This window comes from Micromonospora sp. NPDC049004 (assembly GCF_040649315.1).
Lineage (GTDB): Bacteria > Actinomycetota > Actinomycetes > Mycobacteriales > Micromonosporaceae > Micromonospora.
In genome coordinates this window covers 339,197-364,298 of sequence record NZ_JBEZFG010000003.1, presented here as the reverse complement: position 1 = coordinate 364,298, position 25,102 = coordinate 339,197, and the positions used below count along the sequence as shown (strand labels likewise).

Here is a 25,102-nt window from a genome sequence, read left to right as displayed (position 1 = left end):
AGGCCGAACAGGGACGGACGATGACAGGTGTCCGCCGCCGGCTGGCCGGCCTGCTTCGACGTGCCCGCCGCCCGACCAGGCCGCCCTACCCGTTCACCGTGCGGCGCAGGCTGCGCGTGCCGATGGACGACGGCGTCGAACTGGTAGCCGACCTGTACCAACCGGTCGGCGCCGGGGAACCGCCGCTGCCCACGATCGTGGTCCGCTCGCCGTACGGCCGGCACGGCTCGCTCACCCATGCGCCCGCGCTGGCCGGGGCCGGGTTCACCGTGCTGGTGCAGAGCTGCCGGGGCACGGGCGGTTCCGGAGGCACCTTCCGGCCCCAGCTCGACGAGGAGTGCGACGGCATGGCCACCCACCGGTGGGTACGCCGCCAGCCGTGGTTCACCGGCGCCGTCGCGACGTACGGGGAGAGCTACCTCGGCTACACCCAGTGGGCGGTGGCCGGACGGATGTGCCGCGACGACCCCGGGAACGCCCCGGACGCCCTGTGCCTGAACGTCACCATGGCCGACTTCGGTGCGGTCACCTGGACCAACGGCGCCTTCTGGCTGGGCGGCTCGCTCGGCTGGTCGCGCCGGATGGTCCTGCGGGGCCCGCGCGGCGCCCTGATCCGGGCGCGGCTCGCCCGGCGCCCGGATCGGAAGCTGGCCGAGGCCCTCGACGTCCTGCCCCTGTCCGGCGGCGACACCGCCGTGGCCGGCCACCCGATCGGCTGGTACCAGGACTGGCTGGCGCACGAGAAGCTCACCGACGACTACTGGACCCGGCAGTCGCACACCGCATCGGTGCCCGACGTGACCGCACCCGTCTACCTGGCCACCGGCTGGTACGACATCTTCCTGCCCTGGCAGCTGCGCAACTACGCCCAACTGGTCGCGGCCGGCCGCCCGCCCCGGCTGACCATCGGCCCGTGGGGCCACGGCGGTGAGCGGAGCCCGTTTCTCGCCGAGTCGATCGCGTTCCTCAAGGAACACTTCGCCGGCGCTTCCGCGACCCGGCCGGCGCCCGTGCGCGCTTTCCTCACGGGTGCGGACCAGTGGCACGACCTACCTGTGTGGCCGCCACCGGGCACCGCGACGCGGCGCTGGTACCTGCACCCGTCCGGGCTGCTCGACCCGGCGATCCCCGCCGGGGGCACCACCCGCTACAGCTACGACCCCGACCGGCCCACACCGGCGCTCGGTGGCCCCGACATGGGCCCCAGCTGCGGACCGGTCGACACCAGCGCCCACGAACGCCGCCCGGACGTGGTCGTCTTCCGCAGCCCACCGCTGGCACGCCCGGTCGTCCTCGCCGGGGAGCCGGTCGCCCGGGTCCGGTTCCGCTCGACGGCCGCCAGCGCCGACGTGTTCGTGCGGATCTGCGACGTGCACCCCGACGGCCGCTCGATGAGCGTGTGCGACGGCATCCGCCGCATCGGCAGCGTCGGCACGGCGGCCACCGACCCGCCGCCCGAAGGGGACGGTTTCGTGACCCTGGACGTGCCGCTGTGGCCGGCCTTCCACCGCTTCGCCCCCGGCCACCGGATCGCCGTGCAGGTCAGCTCGGGGGCGCATCCGCGCTACGCCCGCAATCCGGGCACCGGCGAACCGGCCGCCACCGCGGCCACCACCGTCCGGGCGGAGCAGGAGATCTCCCACGACCCCGCCCACCCGTCCCGGATCGACCTGCCGGTTTGGGACGGGTGGGCACCGGCGACCGGCGGCGGGCGTGGCTGACGCGGCGTCGAGGCCGTCAGGCGGCGCCCGCGCGGAGATCCCCGGTGGTGTGGGCGCGGATGCCCGGGTCGGGGGAGTCGGCGAACCGGGCGACGACCGCGCGCACGTGTTCCTCGGCGGGCGCGGCGAGGCCGTCGTAGACCGAGACGAACAGCTCCCGGGCACGGCCTCGGGGCCAGTCGGCGGGCATCAGCGCGATCGGCAGCTGCGGGTCGAGGACGGGGAAACGCCGGTAGGTGTCCATGACCTCGGTGCGGGTGGCGACCGCGCGGGCGCCGGTGATCCGCCCGGTCCGGATCTGCGGGAGCAGCGGCCGCCAGCGCTCGATGAACGTCTCGTACTGGTGGGCGATGGCGGCCACGTCCCACGCCTCGATCGGCGACCTGTCGCTCGTATTCGCCAGGTCCACGTGCCGGGCCCGGAAGATGCTCATGGCACCGACGCCGAAGGCCCGGAGGCGGTTCTCGACGGTCGGGTTCAGCTTGTCGGGAGAGATCCACAGCCCGTCGAACAGCGACGCGAACCCCAGCCAGCGCAGCTGGTCGCGCAGCGCGCGCCGGTGACCGTTGGCCTCCTGGGGTAGGGAGAAGGCGACAAGCGTCCAGGACCCGTCCCACGAGTCGCCCCCGGCGGCGAATCCGGCTATCCAGGCCCCGCCGCCCAGCAGTTCGTCGGCGGCGGTCCGGGTCAGCCGGTACGAGCTGCGCCGCCCGTCCCGGTGGTTCTCGAGGACTCCCCGGCGGGCCAGCCGGCTGATGGCGGTGCGGCCGCCGGTGGGGCTGACCCCGGTCTCCGCGAGCAGCGCGACGATCGACGCCGAGGGCAGCCAGGCCCGCGTACGCGCGGTGTAGTCAGCGATCAACGTCGTCGCCAGGCCCTGCGGCGAGCTGCCCGCCTGGCGACGGGGCAACCGCACGGAGCCGGCGACGTCGGGGACGATGTCCGCCATCTCGTACGGGATCACCACTGATGCGCTCCGGTGTTCTGGCCGAGCCGGACGGGCGTCTACTGACGACGGGCCGGTCCCGGGGGGACCGGCCCGCGCTTGGCCCGCTGGATCTGCTCGTAGACGCGGGTCCGCAGCTCGGTGAAGCGGGGCAGGGCCCGGGTGGTGAGCTGGTCGCGCTCGGGCGGGAGGTCGATCGCGAGGTCCTCCTGCACCCGGGTGGGGGAGTTGGACAGGACGAGCACGCGTTGGCCCAGATACACCGACTCGTCGATGTCGTGCGTCACGAAGACCGTCGAGATCCGCCGCGTGCGGTGCAGTTCGCGGACGAGGTCCTCCAGGTCGGCGCGGGTCTGCGCGTCCACCGCGGCGAACGGCTCGTCCATGATCAGCACGTCCGGCTGGTACGCGAGGGCCCGCGCTATCGCGACCCGCTGCTGCATCCCGCCGGACAGCTGCCACGGATGGCTGCGCCCCGAATGCGGCAGCCCGACCGCGTCGAGGGCGTCGTCGACCAGCCGGGCGCGTTCGGCGCGGGAGAGCTTCTTGTGGCGAAGCGGAAGCTCGACGTTGCCTCGGACGGTCAGCCACGGATACAGGCTGCGGCCGTACTCCTGAAAGACCACCGCCATCGCCGGGCTCGGGCCGGTCACCGGCGACCCCTCCATCTCGACGAGGCCGCTGGTCGGCCGGAGCAGCCCGGACAGGCATTTCAGGAGCGTGGTCTTCCCGCAGCCCGAGGGTCCGACGACGCACAGCAGCTCGCCGGGATCCATCGTGAAGCTGATGTCCCCGATCGCCTCGACCTCGCCCCGGCCGGACGCGTAGACCTTCCGCAGGTGCTCGACCCTCAGCAGGGGACGCCCGTCAGCCACGGGTGACCTCCTTCATTCCGTGGTACCAGCGCAGGACGCGGCGTTCGACGACACCGAAGACCACGGCGAGGACGACGCCGATGAGGCCGAGCAGGAGGATGCCGCTCCACATCTCGGCGATGAGGTAGTTCCGCTGGAAGTAGGCGATCCGGTAGCCGAGGCCGGCCGACGACGCGAACATCTCCGAGATCACCATGAGGATCAGGGCCACCGAGAGCGCCTGCCGTACGCCGGTCATGATGCGCGGACTCGCCGCCGGGAGGATCAGCCGCCACAGCCGGTCCCACCGGGAGATCCGGAACGAGTACGCGGTCTCCAGCATCACGCTGTCGGTCGCCCGGACGCCCTCGATCGTGTTCAGCAGGATCGGCCAGATCGCGCCGGAGGAGATGACGACGACCTTCATGGTGTCGGTGATGCCGAGCAGGAGCATCGCGACCGGGATCAGGACGGGCGGCGGAATCGCGCGGAAGAACTCCAGCAGCGGTTCGAGGATCTCGCGGAGCGGGCGGAACCGGCCGATGACGACGCCGGCGGCGACGCCGAGCAGGATCGACGCGAACAGTCCGATCAGGAGCCGGTACACGCTCGGCAGGACGTCGTCGACGAACGCCGGGCCGATCCAGGTCTGCCGGAACGCGTCGAGGAGCGTACGGGGGCCGACGAGGAACCGGTTCGTCGACCGGGTGGACCAGACGGCCCAGAGCCCGACGGCCAGAACGGGGAGCCCGACCGTGAACAGGACGTTCTCGGCGACCCGGACGCCCAGGTCGCGAGGGCGGGCCCGGCCCGTGCCGACGGCGGTCACCGGGTCGCCTCGTCCGCGAGCACCGACTGGTGCCAGGCCAGCGAGCGCCGTTCGACGAAGCGGAACACGACGTTCACCAGCAGCCCGAGCATCCCGGTGACCACGACGAGCCCGTAGAGGCCGACCGCGTCTCCGGCGGAGCGGGACAGCTCGATCATGCGCCCGAGGCCGGGGTTACCGATCACCATCTCCGCGGTCACGGCCAGGATGAGGGCGACCGCCGCGCCGAGACGCAGGCCGGTCATCAGGTACGGCAGCGCGGTCGGCAGGACGAGATACCGAAGCCGCTCGGCACGGGTGAGGCCGAAACTCCGCGCGGTGTCCCGGGCGACCGTGTCGACGTCGGCGACCCCGTAGATCACCTGCACGAACACCTGCCAGAACGCCGCGTAGACGATGATGACGAGCGCGGCGCGCATCTGCAGGCCGAACATCAGCACGGCGAGCGGGATCAGCGCGACCGACGGCACCGGCCGCAGGAACTCGACAGTCGTGTGCGTCGCGCGACGCAGGAACGGCACCATCCCGATCACGGTCCCCAGCGCGACCGCGGCGAGCGTGGCCACCGTCAGGCCGATCGCCCACGACGTCATGGTGAGCCGGACCCGCCGCCAGAACGCCAGGTCGCGGACCTCCTCGGCCAACCGTCCGAACACGTCGGTGGCGTACGGCAGGTAGTGCGGGTCGACCAGTCCCAGGGTCGGGATCAGTTGCCAGACGACGAGGAACCCCAGCAGACCGGCGGCGCCCAGCAGGATCTTGCGCATCGGCCGGCTACTGCTGCTGGATGAGGCGGTCGAAGTCGGGTCGCCGGTCGAGGACGCGGTACTTCTGGGCGAGCGTCGCCAGTTGCTCCAGGCCGGCCCGGTCGAGCTCCCATCCGAACGCCGGGAGCCGCACGGAGTCCGCCACCGCCTCCGGCAGTTTGAGGTTGTCCTTGATGGCCTGACGCAGGTCCTTCTCGTTCGCCGGATCCTTGGCCCAGGTGAGCGTCTTCTTCATCGCCGCCGAGAAGTCCGCGACCAGGGAGGCGTCGGAGTCCTTCAGCTTGCTCGACGTGATCGTCGTCAGGGTGGTGAGTCCGGGAACGGTGGCCTGATAGGGGGCGACCACGAGGACGTCACCGCGTTTGCGCAGCTGGGTGATGAACGGCTCGGTCACCCAGGCGGCGTCGATGTTGCCGGCGGCGAGCTGGGCCGGCGCGTCCGGGAAGGCCACCTCGACGAACTTGACCTTCGCCGGATCGCCGCCGTCCTTCTCGACCGCTGCCATGATCGTGACGTCGCCGGCGGCGCCCAGGCTGTTCACCGACACCTTGCGCCCGGCGAGCTGGGCGGGCCGGGTGATGCCCGACTTCGCCGACGCCACCACGGCGTTGATGTCGTCACCGTCGGCGTAGGACGACGCGTAGTTCCCGATGATCACCACGCCGAGGTTCTGCAGGTCGGCGCGGAACGGGCCGAACGGCTGACCGATGGCGAAGTCGATGTCGCCGTTGAGCAGCGCCGGGATGGCCTGCGCGCCGCCCTGCGCGGGCACGACCTCCACGTCGAGCCCCTGCTCCCGGAAGATGCCCGCCTTGATGCCGCCCCACAGCGCGGCGGTCTCGCTGATCGGCAGCGCGGCCACGCGGACCTTGCGCAGGTCGCCGCTCGTCCCGGGGGACGGATCGGTGGCGTCGGAGTCCGTACAGCCGGTCAGGGCGATCACGAGGCCGGCGAGAACAGCGAGGGCGGTGGCCTTCTTCATGGACGAGCCCTTCCGTGCGAAGCGCTGGTGCATCCGGAGGAGTGAGGGCCGGCGAGGAGAGGTGAACCATCCGACCGCGTCGATCAGCGTCATGCAGAGGTGATTGATTGTCAAGAATTCCGATAAGGCGAATCGCAATGCGAGACGAGTGGTCGGATCTCGATGGGAATACGTCTTGACGCGTGACGATTTTGTGACCAAACTATGCGATTGGTGGTCCGGTGGCGGAGGGAGCGACGACTTGGCGATCGTGATCGTGGGCGCGGGGATCGGTGGCCTCACCACCGCTCTCAGCCTGCACCGGGCCGGCTTCCGTGAGATCACCATCTACGAGCGGGCCGACGTGCTGCGCCCACTCGGCGTCGGGATCAATCTGCTCCCGCACGCCGTCCGGGAGCTGACCGAATTGGGCCTCGGCGACCGCGTGGAAAGGCTGGGCGCCGCCCCCGGCACGCTTGCCTACTACAACCGGCACGGTCAGCAGATCTGGAGCGAACCGCGCGGACGGGACGCCGGATATCGCTGGCCGCAGCTTTCCGTGCACCGCGGCCGGTTCCAGATGGAACTGCTCACCGTGGTGCGGGAACGGCTGGGGCCCGACGTGGTGCGCACCGGGCACCGGCTCGTCGGCGTCCGCGACGGCGTCGCGCACTTCGCGACGGCGGCGGGGGAGGTGAGCGTCGCGGGCGACCTGATCGTCGGAGCGGACGGCATCCACTCCGCGCTGCGCGGGCAACACCATCCCGGCGAGGGACCGCCGCTCTGGAACGGGCTGACGCTGTGGCGGGGCACGGCACGGGCGTCCGGCTTCCTGGACGGGCGAACCATGATCATGGCGGGGGACGCGGAACAGAAGTTCGTCGCGTACCCGATCGGTGCCGGCCTGATCAACGTCGTCGCGGAGCGGCGCGGGCCCGGTTTCGCCGGGCCCAACGCGGACTGGAACCGGACGGTCGACCCCGCGCCGGTCGTCTCCCTCTTCGCAGACTGGCGTTTCCCGTGGCTCGACGTCCCGGCACTGCTCGCCGCCGCCGACGAGATCCTCGAATACCCCATGGTGGACCGCGACCCGATCGACACCTGGACCCACGGGAACACGACGCTGCTCGGGGACGCGGCGCACCCGATGTATCCGAACGGTTCCAACGGGGCGTCGCAGGCGATCCTCGACGCGCGTACCCTCGCCTTCCACCTCGCCACCGCGCCGACGGTGCGGCAGGCGCTCGACGCCTACGAGGCGGACCGGCGGCCGGCGACCACCGCGCTCGTGCTGAGCAACCGGCGGCAGGGCCCGGAACAGGTGATGGTGCTCGCCCGCGAGCGGGCCCCCGACGGGTTCGCGCACATCCACGACGTCATCCCGCCGGAGGAGCTGACCGAGATCGCCACCGGGTACAAGAAGGCGGCCGGCTTCCTGCCCGCCGACCTCAACGAACGGGCCTCCCTGACGCCGACTGTCTTCTCCGGTGTCCTGCCGTGACCGGCCCGGAGCCGACCGGGCTGGACGCGGCGCGACTGGCGTCGGTGATCTCGCCGCTGCGCCGCACGCTGCTCGCCGCCGCCCGGGCCGCCGAGCACCTGCCGGAGATCCCGGACGCGCAGATCGAGATCGTGCGGGCCCTGCCCCGGGGCACCGTGTCCGGTCCCGGCGAGCTGGCCGAACGACTCCGCCTGAGCCGCTCGACGGTCAGCAACCTGCTGACCACGATGGAGGGCAACGGTCTCGTCGAGCGCCGCCCCCGTCCCGGCAACCACCGCCACGTCGACGTCCTCGCCACCCCGAAGGCCCTCGACCTGTTCGACCGCTTCGACCTCGCGAGCGGAGACCTGGTCGCCCGCGCCGCGGCGACCCTGCCGGCGGCGGACCGCGCGGCCCTCGCCGCCGCGGTGCCCGCGCTGGAACGCCTCCGCGACGCCCTCGCGCAAACCAAGGACACCCCATGAGTACGCGTCGAGCTGCCGGTCGGGGCCCGGTGAGCGCCCCGCCGATTCCCGGTCTGGAGGCCGCGTTCGAGGTGGCGGCCCGGCTCGGCGCGTTGGAGGACCACGGGGTGACCCGCGCGGGCCACCGCCGCGTCGTGCCCATCGTCGGCGGCCAGATCACCGGCCTGTTCGAGGCGGAGATCCTCCCGGGCGGCGCCGACTGGCAAGTGGTCCGCCCCGACGGCGCCATCGAGATCGACACACGATACTCGGCGCGCACCGCCGACGGCGGCCACATCTACCTCCGTACGTTCGGGGTCCGCAGCGGACGCCCGGAGATCCTCGAAGCGTTGCTCCGCGGCGATCCGGTCGACCCCGCCGAGTACTACTTCCGCCTGGGCGTACGGCTGGAGACCTCGGTGCCCGCGCTGGCGGTCCTGGAGCAGAGCGTTTTCGTGGCGTCCGCGATCCGCGAGGCCGACCGGGTGCGCTACACCGCCTACCGCGTCACGTAGCCGGCCCCTGGACCCGCGACCAGCCGTGCGGCAGCCAGGGAAGCCCTCGGCTGCCGCACCGCCCCGGGGTCGCCGCCCGGCGACGCGGGTGGCCGGCAGGTCCACCGCTTACTACTGTGGCGGGAGTCCCCGGCGGAACCGGCAGGGGTGCCCTGCGGTGCGGACCGACCGGCATCGGATCCCGGACCGCCCTGGATCGGCTCACCGGCCGCACCGCAGATGAGGGGTGAACGATGGACCGTGACCGCGATCCGCGCGATGTGCACGTGGTCGTGGTCGGTATCGACAGGTACGCGGCGGGCCCCGAGTGGAGCCTGGCCGGACCGGTCGACGACGCCGTCCGGTTCGCTCGCTGGTTCGTGGCCCAGGGCGTGCCGCCCGGGCAGGTGACAGTGCTGTCCTCGCCCGATCCCGGCCCGGACGCCCTCGCGCCGGGAGTCGTGCGGCGTCCGGCCGACCGGGCGACCGTACGCGAGGTGCTGTTGCGCGACCTGCCGGCGCGGCGGGCGCCGATCCTCTATGTGATCTGGGGCGGGCACGGCCAGGTCGACACCGGCCGGCACCGGCAGCTCTACTACGCCGATGCCACGGTCACCGATGCCGGCTCCCTCGACCTCGACGCCATGCTCGCCTCGTACGCCTCGGACCTCGTACCGGCATGCGACCGGCAGGTGTGGATCATCGACGCGTGTCAGTTGCACGGTCGATCGGACGGCGCTCACGTGCCCGGCAGCGAGACCTTTCCCGTGGGTGCGCCGGTTGTCGGCCGCCAGCAGGACGTCCTGTTCGCCGCCGGTCTCGGCCAGGCCGCGGCCAACCTGGGTGTGCGGCGCACCGGGCTGTTCAGCCGGGAGGTCCTGCGGCTGCTCGACGGCGGGGAGGCCGGCGGCCTCGCGCAGCCGGAGCGGCTCATGGCCCTGCTGCGGGAGCGGTTCGTCGCGCTGCGGGCGAACGGGCTCACCGCGCAGACCCCGACCTACCTCTGGCACCGCAACGCCCTCGGCGACGAGGGCCTGGTCCTGCACGGGCCCGCGGCCGGGAGCGCACCGCCACCGGCTCCGGCGTCGCCGTCCCCGGCCCTGCTGGGTCCGTTCGTGGAGGCCCTGCTCGAGGTACCGGAGTTCCTGCGGCCGAACGACCGTGAGGAGATTCTGAGCCTGCTGCGTGGCCAGGTGTACGCGGCCATCCGGCGCAGCAGCGCGGCGCGGCTCGACGCGATCAGTGTCGTGCGCACCTGCCTGCGGTATCCAGGCGCCCTGTCCGAACTCGTCGAGGCGGTTCGCTTCTTCGCCACCGACGAGGCCGCGATGGCCCGGGTCGAGAACGCCGCCACGCGGCTGGTACCGAATCCCTGACGTCCGGCGCGGGTTTCGCCGGGCGTCCACATCGGATGCCGAGAACCCGGTTCCACCCTGGTGCCCGTCGCTCGCCGCTTTCGCCGCATGCAGCGGTACGTAATAATGTCGCTATCGACTGTCATCACTTGGGGGTTGCCGTACATGGAGGAACGCCTCGCCGGTATCGAGTCTGAGCTGCCTGACTTGTCGGCGGTGACCGTGGCGACGCTGCGATCCCTTGACCCCACCGGCATGACTGCGGCGATCTCGCGGGTAGCAGAAAGAGTCGCTGACTCGGGGGGCAGCATCAGTGGCTACAGCGGCTCCTTCCCGAGCCGGATACGGTCCGCCGGGCCGGATTCGGAGGAGCATGTCGTCTGATCCCCTCCCGTTAGGTCCGACCCGCCTCCCACACGCACACTTCCACGCCCTGGCCACCGGGGCCGGCGACGACCAGAGCATCGCGGCGCTCTGGCGCTCCGAGCGCAGCTGGCGGCTGATCGTGCTGCGGGCCCTGTTGGACATCTGCGCCGACCGGGCCGACGCCTGCGGTCCGCTCGCCCCCGCCAGCGACGCCTGGGACCTGCTGGTCCGGGCGTACGACGCCGCACCAGAGATCACCGAGGACATTCTGGCCCGGCCGCAGGTCGGCAGCTGGGCCGCACACACCCTGCGCCGGCTGCGTACCAGCGGCGACCCGGCACCGTCCTGGCCCGACGTCGGCTACCTGCACGCACTCGCGGCGGCGAGTGCCGTCCGGGCCGGCCTCTCGTTCGAACTGGACATCCCGGCGCGGCACGGGACGGCGGTCCTGCCCACCGTGGGCGCCGCGTCGGTACCGCCGGAGGCCGACGTCGTCCGGGTCCGGGCCCACGGTGGGGGAGAGGTCGACCTGGAGACCGGCGCCCGCACCGTACGGTGCCGAGCCGGCGACCCGGACTGGCACGAACCCGTTGTCATCGAGGTCCGCGCGGGCGGCACCGGGCTCCGGGTCGAACTGCTCGACCGCGACCTGTACCGCGACCTGCGCGGCCCCACGCCGCCGGACCAGCTGTCGCAGTCCGAGATCGCCGGCTGGCGCGCGGACCTCGCCCGCGCCTGGGCGTTGCTGGTCGACGAGCAACCCGGCCCCGCCGAGGCGATCGGCGGCATCGTGCGCACCTTCACGCCGGTGCCGTCCCGCGAGCGGTTCCGCCCGCTGTCGGCCTCCGGCACCGAGGCGTTCGGCGGCATCCTGCTCTCCCGACCCGACGACCCGCTGCAACTGGCGGTGACCCTGGTACACGAGTCCCAGCATCAGAAGCTCGGTGCCCTGACCCACCTGCTCACCCTCTGCGAGGCCGACGGCCGCCTCCGCTACTACGCCCCCTGGCGGGACGATCCCCGGCCGCTTCCCGGCCTGCTACAGGGTGCGTACGCGTTCGCCGGCATCACCCAGTTCTGGCGGGTCCACCGACAGCGGGCCGCGCCGGGGCAGCGGGCAGCCGCCGACTTCGAGTTCGCGCTGTGGCGGCGACAGACCCTGAGCATCCTGCGGGCGCTCGCGGGGTCCGGTCGGCTGACCGGGCATGGTCAGCGGTTCGTCGACACCCTGTCCGCGGAGCTGACGGCATGCCAGGACGAGCCCGTGTCGGTCGCCGCCGGCGATGTGGCGCACGCCGCCGCCGTGGACCACCACGCGTTGTGGCGGGGTCACAACATCGTCCTCGACCCCGCCGACCACGACGCGCTCGCGGCAGCCTGGCGGCGCGGTACCCCGGCAGCGGACGCGGTCCACGCCGTCGGCACCGCGAAGGTGCGGGCCGAACCGCCGGTGGGCCTGCTCGACGCGCGGGCCGTGCTGAGCCGGTACCTGCTGTTCGACCCGGACGCCTTCAACCGGCTGGCCGCTCAGCCCGACGATGTCGGTGCGACGGTGGCCGGCGCCACAGCGGCCGACCTGGCCCTCGTCGCCGGCGACGTCGAACGGGCGCGTGCCGACTACCTCGGCGAACTGCGGCGGGACCCATTCAGCGTGCACGGCTGGGTGGGTCTCGGCCTCGCCCACGTCGACCAGCCCGGCGATCCGGTGACGCGGGCCCTCCTGGGCCGGCCGGAACTCGTCCTGGCCGTGCTCCACGGGCTGCGGTCACGCGGACCGGCCGCGGTCATCCCGGATCCGCTGGAGTTGGCCGGCTGGATCGGTGCCGGGCTGGGGGACCGGGAGCTCGACAGCGCAGATCCGGCGGGCTGGCCTACTGCCTGACCCGCCGGACCGCACGCCGGCCGCTACAGCGGCAGCGGGTCGATGTCGCAGTTGGCCCGTACGCCGGCGCCGACCGCCGCGACCGCCGGGTGCCGGGCGCCGAGGGTCTGCCGGAGTTGCTCGAGGCTCGTGTCGAACAGCGCGCCGGCCTCCGCGTCGCGTCCGAGATCGCGTAGGTCCATGGCGAGGTTCAGCGCGCACACGAGGCTGGTGGGATGCGTGGTACCCAGCACCCGACGGCACTGTTCGAGGGTGTCCGCGTCGAGGGCCCGCGCCGCGGCGGCGTCGCCGAGGTCGTAGTGGTCGCTTGCCAGGTTGATCCGGGCGACCAGCACCAGGGCGTGCGCATCGCCGAGCCGCCTGGTCAGCCGGTCCAGCGCCGCCTCGTCGAGCTCGCGGGCCTGTTCGCTCTCGCCCAGCAGGCGCACCGTCACGGCCAGGTCGACCTGCGCGCCCGCCGCGTGCGGGTGGTGCTCGCCGTACAGCCGGCGCAGCCCGTCCACCGCCACCTCCGCCGCTTCCCGGGCGGCCCGCAGGTCACCGGTCAGCCGCTGGTCGATGGAGAAGGTCAACGTCGCGAGCACGGTGTCCGGATGGTCGTCGCCGTAGCGGGTACGGAACCGGCGGAGCACGTCGCTGGACAGGTCGAGGGCGTCGTGGTGGTGGCCAGCCTTGCGCCTGAAGCTCGCCAGCATGTGGCTCTGCCGCAGGACCTCCGGGTGGTCGTCGTACCTCAGCATCCGGCGGGCCGTGGCCACCACCGTCTCCTGGTTGGCGTGCGCCGCGACGTAGTCACCCAACTCCCGGCGGTCGAGGTTGATGCCGCCGAAGGTGCTCAGGCTGTCCAGGTGGTCGGTGCCGTAGATCTGCACCCGGCGCTGGTAGGACTGCTCGTCGAGCTGGAGTGCCCGGCCGAACAGGCCGGACAACCGCATGCTGACGGCGAGGTTGTGCGCGGCGCGCAGCGTGAACGGCTCCTCCTCACCGAAATTCCGCTTCGCCTGCTCGTACACGGCCAGTGAGCGGTCCAGCGCACCGGCGAAGTCGCCGGCGACGCGGTGGTCGGCGGCCACCGCGCCGAGCGCGTCCAACGTCTCCTCCTGGTCCTCGCCGAGGGTCTGCCGGTAGAGCTTGAGGGTCTCGGCGTTCAGGCTGGCCGCAGCGGCGTAATCGCCCACGACGAAGTGCATGAAGCCGAGCCAGCTCGCCATCCGGAGGCTGTCCGGGTCGGCCACGTTGCCGTCGGCCCGCCAGGCCGACCACGCACGCTGGGCCAGGTCCCGGGCGCCGAGATGGTCGCCCCACCGCCAGAGGTACCGGGCCTCGTTGCGCACCATGTCCCGGACGAGTTCGTTCCCGCACCGCTCCGCCCCGGAGGCGACGATGTGCGGGTAGAGCTGCGCGTACCGCGGCCAGTGGTCGGCGTCGTCGGGCTGGTCGGGGTCGTTGCCGGCCAGCAGCATGTGGGCGCCGTGCCGCAGGGCGTCCCGGTCCTGCGGGTCCATCTGATTGATCAGCACCCGTTGGACGAGGCGGTGCATCTGGAAGGAGTTCGTCCGGTGGTCGATGCGCGCCAGCGAGAGCCGGCCGATCGTGCGGATCGCCCGGTTGAGGCGGACCGGGTTGCGGACGAGGAGATCGAGATCGGGATGGATGCGCAGCGCGCGCGGCTTCGACAGGAGCACCTTGCCGATCGGCTCGGGCGCGAAGAACGCGCACATCTGCAGCAGCCGCAGCGCCGGCAGGTCCTGGCCGCGCAGCCAGTTGAGCGACACGTTCCACGCCGCGGCGACGAGCTCCGGATAGTCCTGCTGGGTGCTCTCGTCGTCGAGCAGCGGCCGGTTGGCGTCGAGGAGTTCCAGGTATTCGTCGGCCGGCATCCGCGTCTCCGCGCGCCAGGCCGCCGCCTGCTCGATGGCCAGCGGTAGGTCACCCAGTGCCGCGGCGAGCCGGTCGGCGTCGTTGACAGCCAGGTCGGGCCCGCGACGGCGGAGCAGATCGATGCTCTCCTGCCGTTCGAACACATCGACCGGGAGGCTGTTGGCCACCTCCCGCCACGCACCGTTGCGGGAGGTGACGACGATGCTGCCGGGACCGCCCTTGGGGAAGAACTGTTCGACGCTCTCCGGGTCCTCGGCGTTGTCGAACACGAGCAACCAGTTGGAGTACGGGCGCCCGATGCGCAGTGCCTCCAGGGCCGCAGGTACCGCCGTGTTGGCGGTGGACGGGACCGGCAGCTCCAGGCGTGCCGCCAACTCGACCAGCGCGGACTGGATCTGGGCCGGTCGTTCGGCCGGGATCCACCAGATCAGGTCGAAGTCCTGCTGATGGAGGTAGACGTACTCGATGGCGAGCTGGGACTTGCCCACCCCGCCGGCGCCGTGCAGCGCCTCCGGCAACACGGCGGTGGTGCCGGCGCGCAGCCGCTGGTGCAGGCCGTCGAGCAGCTCCCGCCGCCCGGTGAAGTTGGTGTTTCGCAGCGGCAGGTTGCCGACGATGGCCGGCAGTTGCCCGTCGAGCCATTGCGCGGGCTGCAGGTCGTTGCTCGGCCGGCTGCTCGGGACGATGCCCCGCGCGGCGTCCAGCGTGAGGTGGGGCGCGCTACCGAACGAGCCCCCCTGGTCCGGCGAGTTCACTCTGTCAGACATTCCGGACTCCATGGTCCTGTGGGCGATAACGGAAGGCGGCTGCAGTACTCGACGTACCTGCCGTGGGATGGGAGAGCCGAGCGACTCACCCAGCCGTGCGGCTGCGACGAGGTTCGGCCCACCCAACGAGAGGTGAACAGCCAGTTCGACCCGCAGGTAGGGCTCGGCGACCGGAGTGACGCGGTCGTACGACGCGTTCCGCGGGTCCTTCACGCGGAGGGCGAGGTTGCGCACCGCCTCCACGTCGTGTGCGAGTTCGTACTCGACGAGGTGCTGGACCTCGATCGTGCGGTCGCGGTATCCGAGCGTGAGGAGCCGCTCGCGTGCACCGTGCACGAACTCGTACCTGATGCTGGTGTCGCCGCTGGCCGCTGCCGTGCGCGGAACCGGGCGTACCAGGTCGCTCGTCAGCACCTCGGTCACCTGCTCCGGCCCGGAGCGGACCGTGGTGCGCGCCACGGCGCGGATCATCCGGACATTGAGCGGTGCGGCCGCCAGCCGTGTCGCCAGCGTGAACGAGGCGGGCGACACGGTGGCCCGGAACCGGGCGACGAGATCGTGAGCGGTCAGTGACCGGCCCGGTCGGCGGGCTGTCGGCTCGTCGGACGGCAGGAGCAGCGCGGGTGTCCGCAGCTCGCCCGCCGACGGTTCGGCCAGTAGTCGGCTCCACCGCTGCAACCAGTCCATGCCACGTTCGATGACCGGCACGGCCGTCGGCTGGGCGTCGTCCCGATCGTCGGGGGCGCGCAGATCCGGGCCGGTGAGCCGCCAGGGCGACCGGGCGGTCGCCGATCCCGCGCCGTCGAGGCGCCACGCCACCTCGGTCGTTTCCATGCCCCGCTCGCGCCAGCGCTGCTGCGGCAGCAGATTGACCACGGCGACGGGCACGCTGCCGGCCCACGCGGCCAGCACGGGATGGACCAGTCCGGTTCGCCAGGCGTCCGACCCGCCGTGCGTCACCAGGAAGATGACCCGCTCGCCGGCGGAGTCGACCAGGCTGGCGGGCGGGGCCTTGCCCGCCCCCGACTCGCCGGCCACCCACACCGCGCCGTCGTCGACCGTCAGGCGCATCACCTCGACCGACGTGAAGGCGCGCTGGGCCCGCAGCACCGCGACGAACGTCGAGACCTCGTCGGCCCAGAACTCCATCACCGGATCGTGGTCGACGACCACGACGAGCTCGCGCCCGCCGCGTGCCGGAACGAGCCCGAGGGCCTCGGCCTGCCGACCCCCCGCGGTGGCGGTCGCCGAGGCCGGCCGGCTCATCGCGTACCCGCCGAGGTGGAGGTGAGCCGCGCCGATCGCTGGCGGCGGGCCCCGTCGGCGGCACACCACGTCCGGTGGTCGGTGCCGCTCATGCCAAAACCTTTCGCCTGCCGTCGTCGGTGGCGGCCGTGCCCCCTGGCTGCCGGTCCGGGTCGTCGAACAAAATCACCAAGCCGTGTCCCATGTGCGGGCCGAGCACGTCGGGGTCCTCACTCCACGCGAGCTGCCGCAGGCGCGCGGCATGACGCGGAAGCTCGACCACCCCTCGGCCGGACACGTGATCGCCGATCATCGACGCGACAGTCTCGCACAGGTCCTTTGTGGATGGTGCGTTCCGGTGCCAGACGATTGCCGGAACTCCGGACCGCAACCCGACGAGCAGTTGCCGCTCACCGTCGCTGTTCGCGGTCGGGGTTTCGCTGAGCACCAGCACCGCGACGCTGCTCTTGCTGTTGAGGGCCGCCTGGAGCTGGACGTCGACCTGGTGCCGCGACGCGCAGTGGATCAGCTGCCGGTCGCCGTCACTTCCGGATAGGGCCTGCCACCGGTTGCGCCAGACCCGGTGCCAGTGGCCGGCGCGGATGCGGTCCAGGCTCCTGATCACCAGCGGATATTCCGTCGTCAGCGGGCTGGGCAGCGGTGACTGGAGTTCCTTGCGCCAGGTGTCGACCGGCTCGTTGATCAGCTGCCAGGGCAGCACGAACTCAATGGTCACCGCACCGCTCTGATCCGCCCACCGGCGTTCGGTCTCGTTAATGACCTGGTCGACGGCCGCCTCGAGCTCCCCGTACCAGACGCGCCGGTCCTCGCCGCGAATCGGCTGCCACACCGGGGACGACCACTGATACCAGTGCGACATGATGTAGCTGTCGTCGTCGCCGCCGTACTTCTCGAACTGGATGACCAGATAGGCGGTGCCGACGGGCGCGGGAAGCTCCGGCTGGGACGCCTCGATCTGTTCGGTGGCCCCCCAGTCCCGGGCCAATTGCGTGACCAGGTCGCGCATCCGCTCCTGAACCGCCTCCGGTACGGCAGGTGTCACCCTGTCCAGCAGCGCCAGCCACGGCGGCACCGAGGCGTGCGAGTTCGCCGACGCGAGGTGGGTGAGGAGATCCCACGCCGTCCGGCACCAGGGCGGGGGAGGGGTCGCGCGGGTCTCGGCGACGAACCGCCGCAGCTCCCCGGTCACGTCGACGGCCGACAGCGCGTCGCGCAGCCAGGGGACGTCGTGGTCGATGAACAGCTCGACCGTGTGCCACTCGTCGGCCAGGCGCAGCAGCGTGATGGTGTGCTCACTGCCTGGTTCGAGTAGCTCCATGCAGTCGACGAGGCGGCGCAGCCAGCCCGGGCGATCCACGCACACCGTCACGAGCTCGACGATCTGGGGTCGCAGCAGGCTCAGCTCCCGGTAGCCCAGCGCGCCGGCCAACGCGTGGTTCAGTTCCTGGAGCAGCAACTGCCGGCTGCCCGGGTCACGGATGATCGAGGACGTCTCCATGACTGTCGCGATCTGCCCGACGAGCCGGCGGCGTTCGTCCACGACGGCCGGTGAGTAGCGCCGCGAGGCCTCCCGGGCGGGCCTCATGTCACCGCTCACTGGCGGGGACTCGGCGGGCCATCCCGGCCAGCGCCATCAGGAGGGCTCCGACCGGAACGGGTCGAGCATCCCCAGCGCCTCGACGACGTCGGCGGCCTCGCCGGTCACCTCCACGCGCCGCCGCTGGACGCCGTCGTCCACGACGGCGCGGACGGTGACCTGCCCGGTGCGCCGGCGCAGCAGCGACAGCAGGGCATACCACCCCGCGGAGGAGCCCACCCCGGCGACGATCTGGAGCAGAGTGTCGGTTACCGGACCACGCGACGCGACGAACTCGCATTCCGCGGCGGGATGCCAGGTCTCGGCCACCAGACCCGCGGCCGCCAGCTCCCGCATCAGCGTCGGGGTCGAGTTGGGGTAGACCGGGACGCCGTCGTCCTCGCCGAGCGGCAGAAAGGTCACGTCGGCACCGGCTCTCGGGCCCAGATCACGGTGGCGGTCCGTGACGACAATCGAGACCTTTGGTGACATGGGCCTATGGTATTAGTCGAGGCCGGAACCGTGTGATCGACGAAGTGTCGCCAACTTGACAGATCTCGATGCTTCCCGGCCTTGACCTGCGGCGTCGTCCACTCTGTGGCCTCCGGCCGGGCCGGCCTCCACAGGCGCTCACGCGGTCCCGGTCGAAGCGTGGCGGGCACGGAAGCGGGCGCGGTACGCCTGGGGCGATACCCCCAGCTCGCGCCGGAAGGTGTGCCGAAGGTTGGCGGTCGAGCCGATCCCGGTCCGCGTGGCGACTCGACCGTCCGCCCTCGCGCCCGGCGGCGCCGTGGCGGGCCGCTGGGCCGGGGTTAACGCAGGTCGTGCCGGGCGGCCTCACCAACGGGCTCGGACGGGCTGGCCACCCCGGCCACCGCGGCGAGGCGCATGCTGGCCTCGTCCCTGGTGCCGGGCGCCGCGGTGAGGATCACGATCTTCAGCTCGGCGTCGCCGTCGGTCAGAACGTCGCAGTCGACAGTGACGGCACCGACCGACGGGTGCTTGACGATCTTGCGGTCCTCGCGGTGTGCGGCGACCGTCCCGGCGGCCCACAACTCGGCGAACCGATCGTTGCCCTCGGTGAGGTCGCGGATGAGCTTCGCGAGACGTCTGTCGTGTGGAAACCGGCCGGTGGCACGCCGGAGGTCGGAGACGACTGCGGCGCTCGTGGCGTCGGCGTCCAGTGAGATCACCGGCCAGCGCGACATGGCCGGCCCGTCGGAGGTCACCGGGAAGGTGTCGCGGGCGAAGTTGCGCAGGCCCGGCGGGGACGCCGACGGATCCCCCAGCAGCGCGGCCCAGCTCCGGTTCCACCAGATCACCTGCCAGTCGGCGGCGAAGACGGCGACGGCGGCGTCACCGAGGCGACCGACCACCCGCTGCACACCCGGCGGGATGTGGTCGGAGATCTGGTCCGCCGCCGGGGGAGCGAGGTGAGCCAACCGGAACAGGTGGTCGCGCTCGGCGGTGGTCAGCTGGAGGGCGCGGGCGAGCGCGGCGGTGACCTGCGCCGAGGGTGTGGTCGCCCGGCCCTGCTCCAGTCGCACGATGTAGTCGACCGAGACGCCGGCCAGCTCGGCCAGTTCCTCCCGTCGCAGTCCGGCGGCCCGGCGCCCACGGCCGGCGGGCAGACCCGTGGTGGCCGGCGACAGGCGGTCACGCCAGGCGCGGATCGTCGCCCCCAGCCCCGCGGCCTGCGTCATCACGTCTCGATTGTCACGCACACCCTGGCCATGAGGGTGGTATCGCTTGTCCTACCGTTGTGACGTCTCTGGCACGGCGATGCGCCACGGCAAACGATGGACCGCATGACGATCACCTTCATCACCGGAGCCAACAAGGGCCTCGGCCGCGAGACAGCCCGCCGCCTCATCGGCCTGGGTCACACCGTTCTCGTCGGGGCGCGTGACCCCGAGGCCGGCGCCGCGACGGCCGACACCCTCGGCGCGCGGTTCGTGCAGATCGACGTCACCGACGACGAATCCGTCGCCGCTGCCGCCGCCGATGTCGAGAGGCACGAGGGCCACATCGACGTACTGGTCAACAACGCCGGCGTCCACGGGCCGTTCGGCGACCCGAGCCACCTGACCGGCGACGTCCTGCTCGACGTCCTCAACGTCAACCTCGTCGGCGTGGTGCGGACGACCACCGCCTTCCTGCCGCTGCTGCGCCGCTCGACCGACCCCGTGATCATCAACGTGAGCAGCGCGATGGGCTCCCTGTTGGCCACGCACGACCCGTCGCGGGCCGAGTCGGGCGTCATCGCCCCGGTCTACACCTCGTCGAAGGCGGCGCTGACCATGCTGACCACCCAGTACGCCAAGGCGCTGACAGACGTGCGCATCAACGCCGCCGACCCCGGTTACACCGCCACGGACCTCAACGGCCACAGCGGGCCACAGACCGTCACCGAGGGCACGGACGCCATCGTCATCCTCGCCACGGAGGGGCCCGGCCATCGCTCGGGCCGCTTCGTCGACCGTCACGGTGAGATCGCATGGTCCTGATGACGAACGGTTAGCCTGCCTGCTGTGGCCCGCCCGCCCGGCCTGGCGGTACTGGTCCTGGCCGCCGTGGTGCTCGGCCTCGTCGGCGGGGCCGACACGCTGGTCAGCCACCTGCGCGATGTCGATGAGCCGCCGTCACCGGCGTGACGGGGCTCAGGGTTGCTCGGTGGAAGACCTGAGGTGGAAACCGGGGCCGCACCGGGGCTGCGCCCGGAGGTCAGCCGTGTGCCCTCCACCTGACGATGGCTGCCATGAGACGCGCCGCATTCTTCGTCATCGCCGGGCCGGCCTGCATCGTGGGTTACGGGCTCGTACGCCTGTGGGGAAAGTCCGACGGGACGTACGGCCCGGGGTTCGACTGGCAGGCGGCGCACCTGATCGGCCTTGCGGGCATGGTGTGCTTCGTGCCGGTGGTCCTGGCCCTGGCCGGCCTGCTGCGCCGCAGCCCGTGGCGCACGACGGTGGTGGCTGTCACGCTGGTCGGGCTCGCCGCCACGATGGTGCAGTTCGGGGCGGACATCGTCGAAGGGCTGCTGGCCGCCGACCGGGCGGAGATGTCGGCGCTCGGGGCGGACTTCAAGGACGTCCCCGGTGTCGAGGTGGTCTTCTACGACGTCGTACCGCAGCTGTTCTTCCTCGGTCTGGTCGTCCTGGCGGGCCTGCTCGCCGCCCGCGGGCGGCTGCCGTGGTGGAGCGTCGCCGTGCTGCTCGTGGGCATCGTCCTGCCGGCCGTCACGCTCGACCTGCTGCCCCTGGGCGGGCTGTGCATGCTGGTGGCGCTCGCGCCGGCGCTGCCGGCGCTGCGAGGGTCGCGAGCCGGCGTGGAAACCGTAATCTGATCTTTCCGCTGAGAGTCGCTGTGAGCTGCGGAGATAACGCTCTCACGGATGGTGCGAGAACCCTTGACGCGCCGGGTATCGAGCCGCAACGATGCATGGACACCACCACCCGGCGTGATCGGCGCACGTCGTCCCGCATCCGCGAAAGGACCTACCCGTGCGCAGATCCCTGAGAGCGTGGTTCGGCGCTGCGCTGAGCGCGATCCTCGTGGTGGGCGGCGTCGTCGCCACCCCACCCGCGGCCAGCGCCGCGCCGTTCACCGTGCTGGTCTTCAGCAAGACCGCCGGATTCCGACACGGATCCATCACCCCCGGCATCACCGCGATCCAGCAGCTCGGCGCCGCCAACGGGTTCACCGTCGAGGCCACCGAGGACGCCGCCCAGTTCACCGACGCCAACCTGGACCGGTTCGCGGCGGTGATCTGGCTGTCCACCACCGGCGACGTGCTCAACGCCGCACAGCAGGCGGCGTTCGAGCGCTACATCACCGGCGGCGGCGGGTACGTGGGCGTGCACTCCGCCTCCGACACCGAATACGACTGGCCCTGGTACGGCGGGCTCGTCGGCGCGTACTTCGCCTCGCACCCGGCCGAGCAGACCGCCACCGTCACGGTCGCCGACCAGGCGCACCCGTCCACCCGGGCGCTGCCGCAGCGGTGGAGCCGGTTCGACGAGCTGTACAACTACCGCGCCAACCCCCGGGGCAACGTGCACGTGCTGGCCACCCTGGACGAGAGCACCTACACCGGCGGCAGCATGGGGTACGACCACCCGATCTCCTGGTGCCAGAACTACTCCGGCGGGCGGGCCTGGTACACCGGCCTCGGTCACACCGACGCCTCGTACACCGACACGGCCTTCCGTCAGCACCTGCTCGGCGGCATCCAGACCGCGGCCGGGGCGGTCGACGCCGACTGCGGCCCCACCGTCACCACCAACTTCCAGCAGGTGGAGCTGGCCAAGGGGGCTGCCGAGACCGGCGAGCCGATGAGCCTCACCGTCCTGCCCGACCGGGGCGTGCTGCACACCTCGCGCGACGGCGTGATCCGGCACACCGACGCGGCCGGCAACACCAAGATCGCCGCCACGTTGGCCGTCTACACCGGCGACGAGGAGGGCCTGCAGGGCATCAAGGCCGACCCGAACTTCGCCAGCAACCGCTGGGTGTACGCCTACTACGCGCCCCCATTGAGCACACCCGGCGGTGGCGCCCCGGCCACCGGCACGCCTGCCGACTTCGCCGTCTGGGACGGCGTCAACCGGTTGTCCCGCTTCACCGTGAACGCGGACAACACCATCAACCTGGCCAGCGAGACGCTGATCCTCAACGTGCCCACCAGCCGGGGCATGTGCTGCCACGTCGGCGGCGACATGGACTTCGACGCGGCCGGCAACCTGTACCTGTCCACCGGCGACGACACCAACCCGTTCGACTCGGCCGGGTTCACCCCCATCGACGAGCGGGCCGGTCGTAACCCGGCCTTCGACGCCCAGCGCACGGCGGCGAACAGCAACGACCTGCGCGGCAAGGTGCTGCGCATCAAGCCGGGCGCGGCCGGCGGGTACACCGTCCCGGCCGGCAACATGTTCGCGCCCGGCACCGCGCGGACCCGCCCGGAGATCTACGCGATGGGGTTCCGCAACCCGTTCCGGATGAGCGTGGACAAGGCCACCGGCGTCGTCTACCTCGGTGACTACGGCCCCGACGCGGGCACCGCCGACCCGAACCGGGGGCCGGCGGGCAACGTGGAGTTCGCCCGGATCGACAGGCCCGGTTTCTACGGCTGGCCGTACTGCACCGCCCGCAACGACGCCTACAACGACTACACGTTCCCGTCCGGGCCGTCCGGTCCGAAGTTCGACTGTGCGGGTGGGCCGGTCAACAACTCGCCCAACAACACGGGCATCACCCAGCTGCCGCCGGCCGTCCCGGCCTGGCTGCCGTACGGCGGTTCGGGCTCCCCGCCGGAGTTCACCGGCGGTGGGCTGTCACCGATGGCCGGACCGGTCTACCGGTACGACCCGAACAACACCTCCGCCGTGGCGTTCCCGCAGTACTACGACGGCACCTTCTTCGCCGGTGAGTTCGGCCGCCGCTGGATCAAGAACGTCAAGCTCGACGCGACCGGCCAGCCACTGAAGATCAACCCGTTCCCGTGGACCGGCACGCAGGTCATGGACATGGAATTCGGCCCGGACGGCGCGCTCTACGTGCTCGACTACGGCACCGGCTGGTTCAACGGCGACGCCAACTCGGCGCTCTACCGCATCGAGTACGCCCGCGAGGGCAGGGCGCCCGTCGCGAAGGTCACCGCCACCCCGACCAGCGGCACCGCGCCGCTGACCGTCGCCTTCTCCTCGGCCGGCACCCTCGACCCGGACGGCGACCCGTTCACCTACGCCTGGGACTTCGACAACAACGGCACCACCGACTCGACCGCGCCGAACCCGAGCTTCACGTACACCACCAACGGGACCCGCAGCCCGACCCTGACGGTCCGGGACACCACCGGCAAGACCGCCACCGCGAGCGTGGTCGTCACCGTCGGCAACAGCGCCCCGGTCGTCACCGTCAACACCCCGTTGAACGGGCAGACCTTCACCTTCGGCGACGCGGTGCCGTTCAGCGTCACCGTCACCGACGCACAGGACGGCGCGATCAACTGCGCCCGGGTCAAGGTGAACTACGTCCTCGGTCACGACTCGCACGGCCACCAGCTCGGCAGCGTGCAGGGCTGCACCGGGGTCATCCAGACCTCGGCCGACGGCGAGCACGACACGGCGGCGAACATCTTCGGCATCATCGACGCCGAGTACACGGATCTGGGCGGCGGCGGCCAACCGGCGCTGACCACGCACACCCAGGCCGTGCTGCAACCGCGGGTGCGCCAGGCCGAGCACTTCGGCGACTCCTCGGGTGTCCAGATCGTCGCCGGGGCGGCCGGGCACGGCGGCGCGGCGGTCGGCTACGTCGACAACAACGACTGGATCTCGTTCCGCCCCTACAACCTGACCGGCATCCAGTCGTTCAGCGCACGGGTCGGCGCCCCGGCCGGCGGCGGCGGGACGCTGGAACTGCGCGTCGACTCGCCCACCGGGCCGCTGGTGGGCTCGGCCACTGTCACACCCACCGGCGGGTACGCCAATTTCGCCACGGTCACCGGCGGGGTCACCGCGCCGACCGGCACCCGCACCCTGTACCTGGTCTTCAAGGGTGCCGGGCCGTGGTTCGACATCGACGAGTTCACCCTCTCCACCAGCCCCGGCGGTCCCGGGCCGGACCCGGACCCCGACCCGGACCCCGGCACCAACCTGGCCAAGGGAAAGCCGGCGCGGGCATCCAGCTACGAGGGCGCCTTCGTCGCGGCGAACGCGTTCGACGGCGTGGCCGGCACCCGCTGGGGCAGCGCCTTCGGCGATCCACAGTGGATCGACGTCGACCTGGGTGCCACGTACGCCCTCAGCCGGGTCAAGCTGACCTGGGAGGCGGCGTACGGCAGCGGGTACCAGATCCAGACCTCGACGGACGGGGTCAACTTCACCACGGTCCGGACGGTGACCGGCGGCGACGGCGGGGTGGACGACCTGACCGGGCTCACCGGCTCCGGCAGGTACGTCCGGCTCCTCGGCACCACCCGCGGCACGGCGTGGGGCTACTCGCTCTACGAGTTCGAGGTGTACGGGAGCGCCGGCGGCCCGACCGGCGGCAACCTGCTGCTGAACAAGCCGACGACGACGTCCAGCACCGAGGGGGCCGACGTGACCGGCGCGCAGGCGGTCGACGGCAGTCTCACCACCCGCTGGTCGAGCACGTTCTCCGACCCGCAGTGGATCCGCGTCGACCTCGGCAGCCCGACCGCCATCGGTCGGGTCAAGCTGAGCTGGGAGGCGGCGTACAGCAGCGCGTACCAGATCCAGACCTCGAACGACGGCACCACCTGGACCACGGTGAAGACGGTTACCGGCGCCGACGGTGGCGTGGACGAGCACAGCGGCCTCGGCGCCAACGGCCGTTACCTGCGCATCTACGGCACGGCCCGGGGGACCGGCTACGGCCACTCGCTCTGGGAGGTGGAGGCGTACAGCAGCTGAACCACAGCGACGACGTGGCCGGCACGGCATCCCCTGCCGGCCACGCCCGTCGCT

19 protein-coding genes are annotated in these 25,102 nt (G+C 71.9%); 10 read left to right on the top strand and 9 right to left on the bottom strand.

Annotated features, from left to right (window positions below):
- The first annotated feature begins 20 nt into the window (after window positions 1-20).
- Window positions 21-1,721, top strand: coding sequence for a CocE/NonD family hydrolase (locus AB0B97_RS11055; RefSeq protein WP_357492651.1), 1,701 nt, complete (start codon window positions 21-23; stop codon window positions 1,719-1,721).
- 16 nt (window positions 1,722-1,737) lie between these two features.
- Here AB0B97_RS11055 and AB0B97_RS11050 read toward each other — a convergent pair whose 3' ends face one another.
- The 5 genes from AB0B97_RS11050 to AB0B97_RS11030 are packed head-to-tail and all read right to left on the bottom strand — an operon-like array spanning window position 1,738 to window position 6,099.
- A complete protein-coding gene (locus tag AB0B97_RS11050) occupies window positions 1,738-2,688 on the bottom strand; it encodes a PaaX family transcriptional regulator C-terminal domain-containing protein (protein WP_357492649.1) in 951 nt (316 codons plus the stop codon).
- A 38-nt stretch (window positions 2,689-2,726) separates the two neighbouring features.
- Entirely contained in the window at window positions 2,727-3,542 is an 816-nt protein-coding gene (locus AB0B97_RS11045; protein WP_357492647.1) for an ABC transporter ATP-binding protein, read from the bottom strand.
- The gene (locus AB0B97_RS11040; protein WP_357492645.1) at window positions 3,535-4,350 is read right to left on the bottom strand and encodes an ABC transporter permease; all 816 of its coding nucleotides are present in this window, start codon (window positions 4,348-4,350) and stop codon (window positions 3,535-3,537) included. The genes AB0B97_RS11045 and AB0B97_RS11040 overlap by 8 nt, the downstream gene beginning before the upstream one ends.
- The gene (locus tag AB0B97_RS11035) at window positions 4,347-5,117 is read right to left on the bottom strand and encodes an ABC transporter permease (RefSeq protein ID WP_234582715.1); all 771 of its coding nucleotides are present in this window, start codon (window positions 5,115-5,117) and stop codon (window positions 4,347-4,349) included. The genes AB0B97_RS11040 and AB0B97_RS11035 overlap by 4 nt, the downstream gene beginning before the upstream one ends.
- A gap of 7 nt (window positions 5,118-5,124) precedes the next feature.
- Complete coding sequence (locus AB0B97_RS11030; RefSeq protein WP_357492643.1) at window positions 5,125-6,099, bottom strand: ABC transporter substrate-binding protein; 975 nt, start codon at window positions 6,097-6,099, stop codon at window positions 5,125-5,127.
- A gap of 250 nt (window positions 6,100-6,349) precedes the next feature.
- Between AB0B97_RS11030 and AB0B97_RS11025 the strand changes: the two genes are divergently transcribed.
- The 5 genes from AB0B97_RS11025 to AB0B97_RS11005 all read left to right on the top strand — a co-directional run bounded on the left by AB0B97_RS11025 (window position 6,350) and on the right by AB0B97_RS11005 (window position 12,119).
- Window positions 6,350-7,579 (top strand): flavin-dependent oxidoreductase, encoded by a 1,230-nt coding sequence (locus tag AB0B97_RS11025; RefSeq protein ID WP_357493422.1) that lies wholly within the window; start codon window positions 6,350-6,352, stop codon window positions 7,577-7,579.
- Window positions 7,576-8,043, top strand: a complete 468-nt coding sequence (locus AB0B97_RS11020) for a MarR family transcriptional regulator (protein WP_357492641.1) — start codon at window positions 7,576-7,578, stop codon at window positions 8,041-8,043. Before AB0B97_RS11025 ends, AB0B97_RS11020 begins: the two co-directional genes overlap by 4 nt.
- The gene (locus AB0B97_RS11015) at window positions 8,040-8,537 is read left to right on the top strand and encodes a DUF3237 domain-containing protein (RefSeq protein ID WP_357492639.1); all 498 of its coding nucleotides are present in this window, start codon (window positions 8,040-8,042) and stop codon (window positions 8,535-8,537) included. The genes AB0B97_RS11020 and AB0B97_RS11015 overlap by 4 nt, the downstream gene beginning before the upstream one ends.
- Before the next feature lie 233 nt (window positions 8,538-8,770).
- A complete protein-coding gene (locus AB0B97_RS11010) occupies window positions 8,771-9,892 on the top strand; it encodes a hypothetical protein (RefSeq protein ID WP_357492637.1) in 1,122 nt (373 codons plus the stop codon).
- A gap of 352 nt (window positions 9,893-10,244) precedes the next feature.
- Window positions 10,245-12,119 carry an HEXXH motif domain-containing protein gene (locus AB0B97_RS11005; RefSeq protein WP_357492635.1) on the top strand — a complete coding sequence of 625 codons (1,875 nt, stop codon included), beginning with the start codon at window positions 10,245-10,247 and terminating at the stop codon, window positions 12,117-12,119.
- A gap of 23 nt (window positions 12,120-12,142) precedes the next feature.
- Here the strand turns inward: AB0B97_RS11005 and fxsT are convergent, their stop codons facing one another.
- The 4 genes from fxsT to AB0B97_RS10985 all read right to left on the bottom strand — a co-directional run bounded on the left by fxsT (window position 12,143) and on the right by AB0B97_RS10985 (window position 19,312).
- Window positions 12,143-16,033, bottom strand: coding sequence for an FxSxx-COOH system tetratricopeptide repeat protein (gene fxsT, locus AB0B97_RS11000; RefSeq protein ID WP_357492633.1), 3,891 nt, complete (start codon window positions 16,031-16,033; stop codon window positions 12,143-12,145).
- Between the two features lie 88 nt (window positions 16,034-16,121).
- On the bottom strand, window positions 16,122-17,618 hold the full coding sequence (locus AB0B97_RS10995) for a hypothetical protein (protein WP_357492631.1): 1,497 nt from the start codon (window positions 17,616-17,618) through the stop codon (window positions 16,122-16,124).
- 48 nt (window positions 17,619-17,666) lie between these two features.
- On the bottom strand, window positions 17,667-18,032 hold the full coding sequence (locus tag AB0B97_RS10990) for a hypothetical protein (protein WP_357492629.1): 366 nt from the start codon (window positions 18,030-18,032) through the stop codon (window positions 17,667-17,669).
- 389 nt (window positions 18,033-18,421) lie between these two features.
- Window positions 18,422-19,312, bottom strand: coding sequence for a helix-turn-helix transcriptional regulator (locus AB0B97_RS10985; protein WP_357493420.1), 891 nt, complete (start codon window positions 19,310-19,312; stop codon window positions 18,422-18,424).
- 105 nt (window positions 19,313-19,417) lie between these two features.
- Here AB0B97_RS10985 and AB0B97_RS10980 point away from each other — a divergent pair, with 105 nt between their 5' ends.
- The 4 genes from AB0B97_RS10980 to AB0B97_RS10965 all read left to right on the top strand — a co-directional run bounded on the left by AB0B97_RS10980 (window position 19,418) and on the right by AB0B97_RS10965 (window position 25,048).
- Complete coding sequence (locus AB0B97_RS10980; protein WP_357492627.1) at window positions 19,418-20,116, top strand: SDR family NAD(P)-dependent oxidoreductase; 699 nt, start codon at window positions 19,418-19,420, stop codon at window positions 20,114-20,116.
- Window positions 20,117-20,140: 24 nt separating this feature from the next.
- The gene (locus AB0B97_RS10975) at window positions 20,141-20,263 is read left to right on the top strand and encodes a hypothetical protein (RefSeq protein ID WP_357492625.1); all 123 of its coding nucleotides are present in this window, start codon (window positions 20,141-20,143) and stop codon (window positions 20,261-20,263) included.
- A gap of 104 nt (window positions 20,264-20,367) precedes the next feature.
- The gene (locus AB0B97_RS10970) at window positions 20,368-20,955 is read left to right on the top strand and encodes a hypothetical protein (protein WP_357492623.1); all 588 of its coding nucleotides are present in this window, start codon (window positions 20,368-20,370) and stop codon (window positions 20,953-20,955) included.
- Window positions 20,956-21,112: 157 nt separating this feature from the next.
- Complete coding sequence (locus tag AB0B97_RS10965; RefSeq protein ID WP_357492621.1) at window positions 21,113-25,048, top strand: ThuA domain-containing protein; 3,936 nt, start codon at window positions 21,113-21,115, stop codon at window positions 25,046-25,048.
- Window positions 25,049-25,102: the final 54 nt, after the last annotated feature.

Bases quoted from the DNA above. Each gene is read 5' to 3' on its own strand.
- AB0B97_RS11055 (WP_357492651.1), top strand. From the start codon at position 21: ATGACAGGTGTCCGCCGCCGGCTGGCCGGCCTGCTTCGACGTGCCCGC.
- AB0B97_RS11035 (WP_234582715.1), bottom strand. From the start codon at position 5,117: ATGCGCAAGATCCTGCTGGGCGCCGCCGGTCTGCTGGGGTTCCTCGTC.
- AB0B97_RS11030 (WP_357492643.1), bottom strand. From the start codon at position 6,099: ATGAAGAAGGCCACCGCCCTCGCTGTTCTCGCCGGCCTCGTGATCGCC.
- AB0B97_RS11015 (WP_357492639.1), top strand. From the start codon at position 8,040: ATGAGTACGCGTCGAGCTGCCGGTCGGGGCCCGGTGAGCGCCCCGCCG.
- AB0B97_RS11010 (WP_357492637.1), top strand. From the start codon at position 8,771: ATGGACCGTGACCGCGATCCGCGCGATGTGCACGTGGTCGTGGTCGGT.
- AB0B97_RS11005 (WP_357492635.1), top strand. From the start codon at position 10,245: ATGTCGTCTGATCCCCTCCCGTTAGGTCCGACCCGCCTCCCACACGCA.
- fxsT (WP_357492633.1), bottom strand. From the start codon at position 16,033: ATGAGCCGGCCGGCCTCGGCGACCGCCACCGCGGGGGGTCGGCAGGCC.
- AB0B97_RS10995 (WP_357492631.1), bottom strand. From the start codon at position 17,618: ATGAGGCCCGCCCGGGAGGCCTCGCGGCGCTACTCACCGGCCGTCGTG.
- AB0B97_RS10985 (WP_357493420.1), bottom strand. From the start codon at position 19,312: ATGACGCAGGCCGCGGGGCTGGGGGCGACGATCCGCGCCTGGCGTGAC.
- AB0B97_RS10980 (WP_357492627.1), top strand. From the start codon at position 19,418: ATGACGATCACCTTCATCACCGGAGCCAACAAGGGCCTCGGCCGCGAG.
- AB0B97_RS10970 (WP_357492623.1), top strand. From the start codon at position 20,368: ATGAGACGCGCCGCATTCTTCGTCATCGCCGGGCCGGCCTGCATCGTG.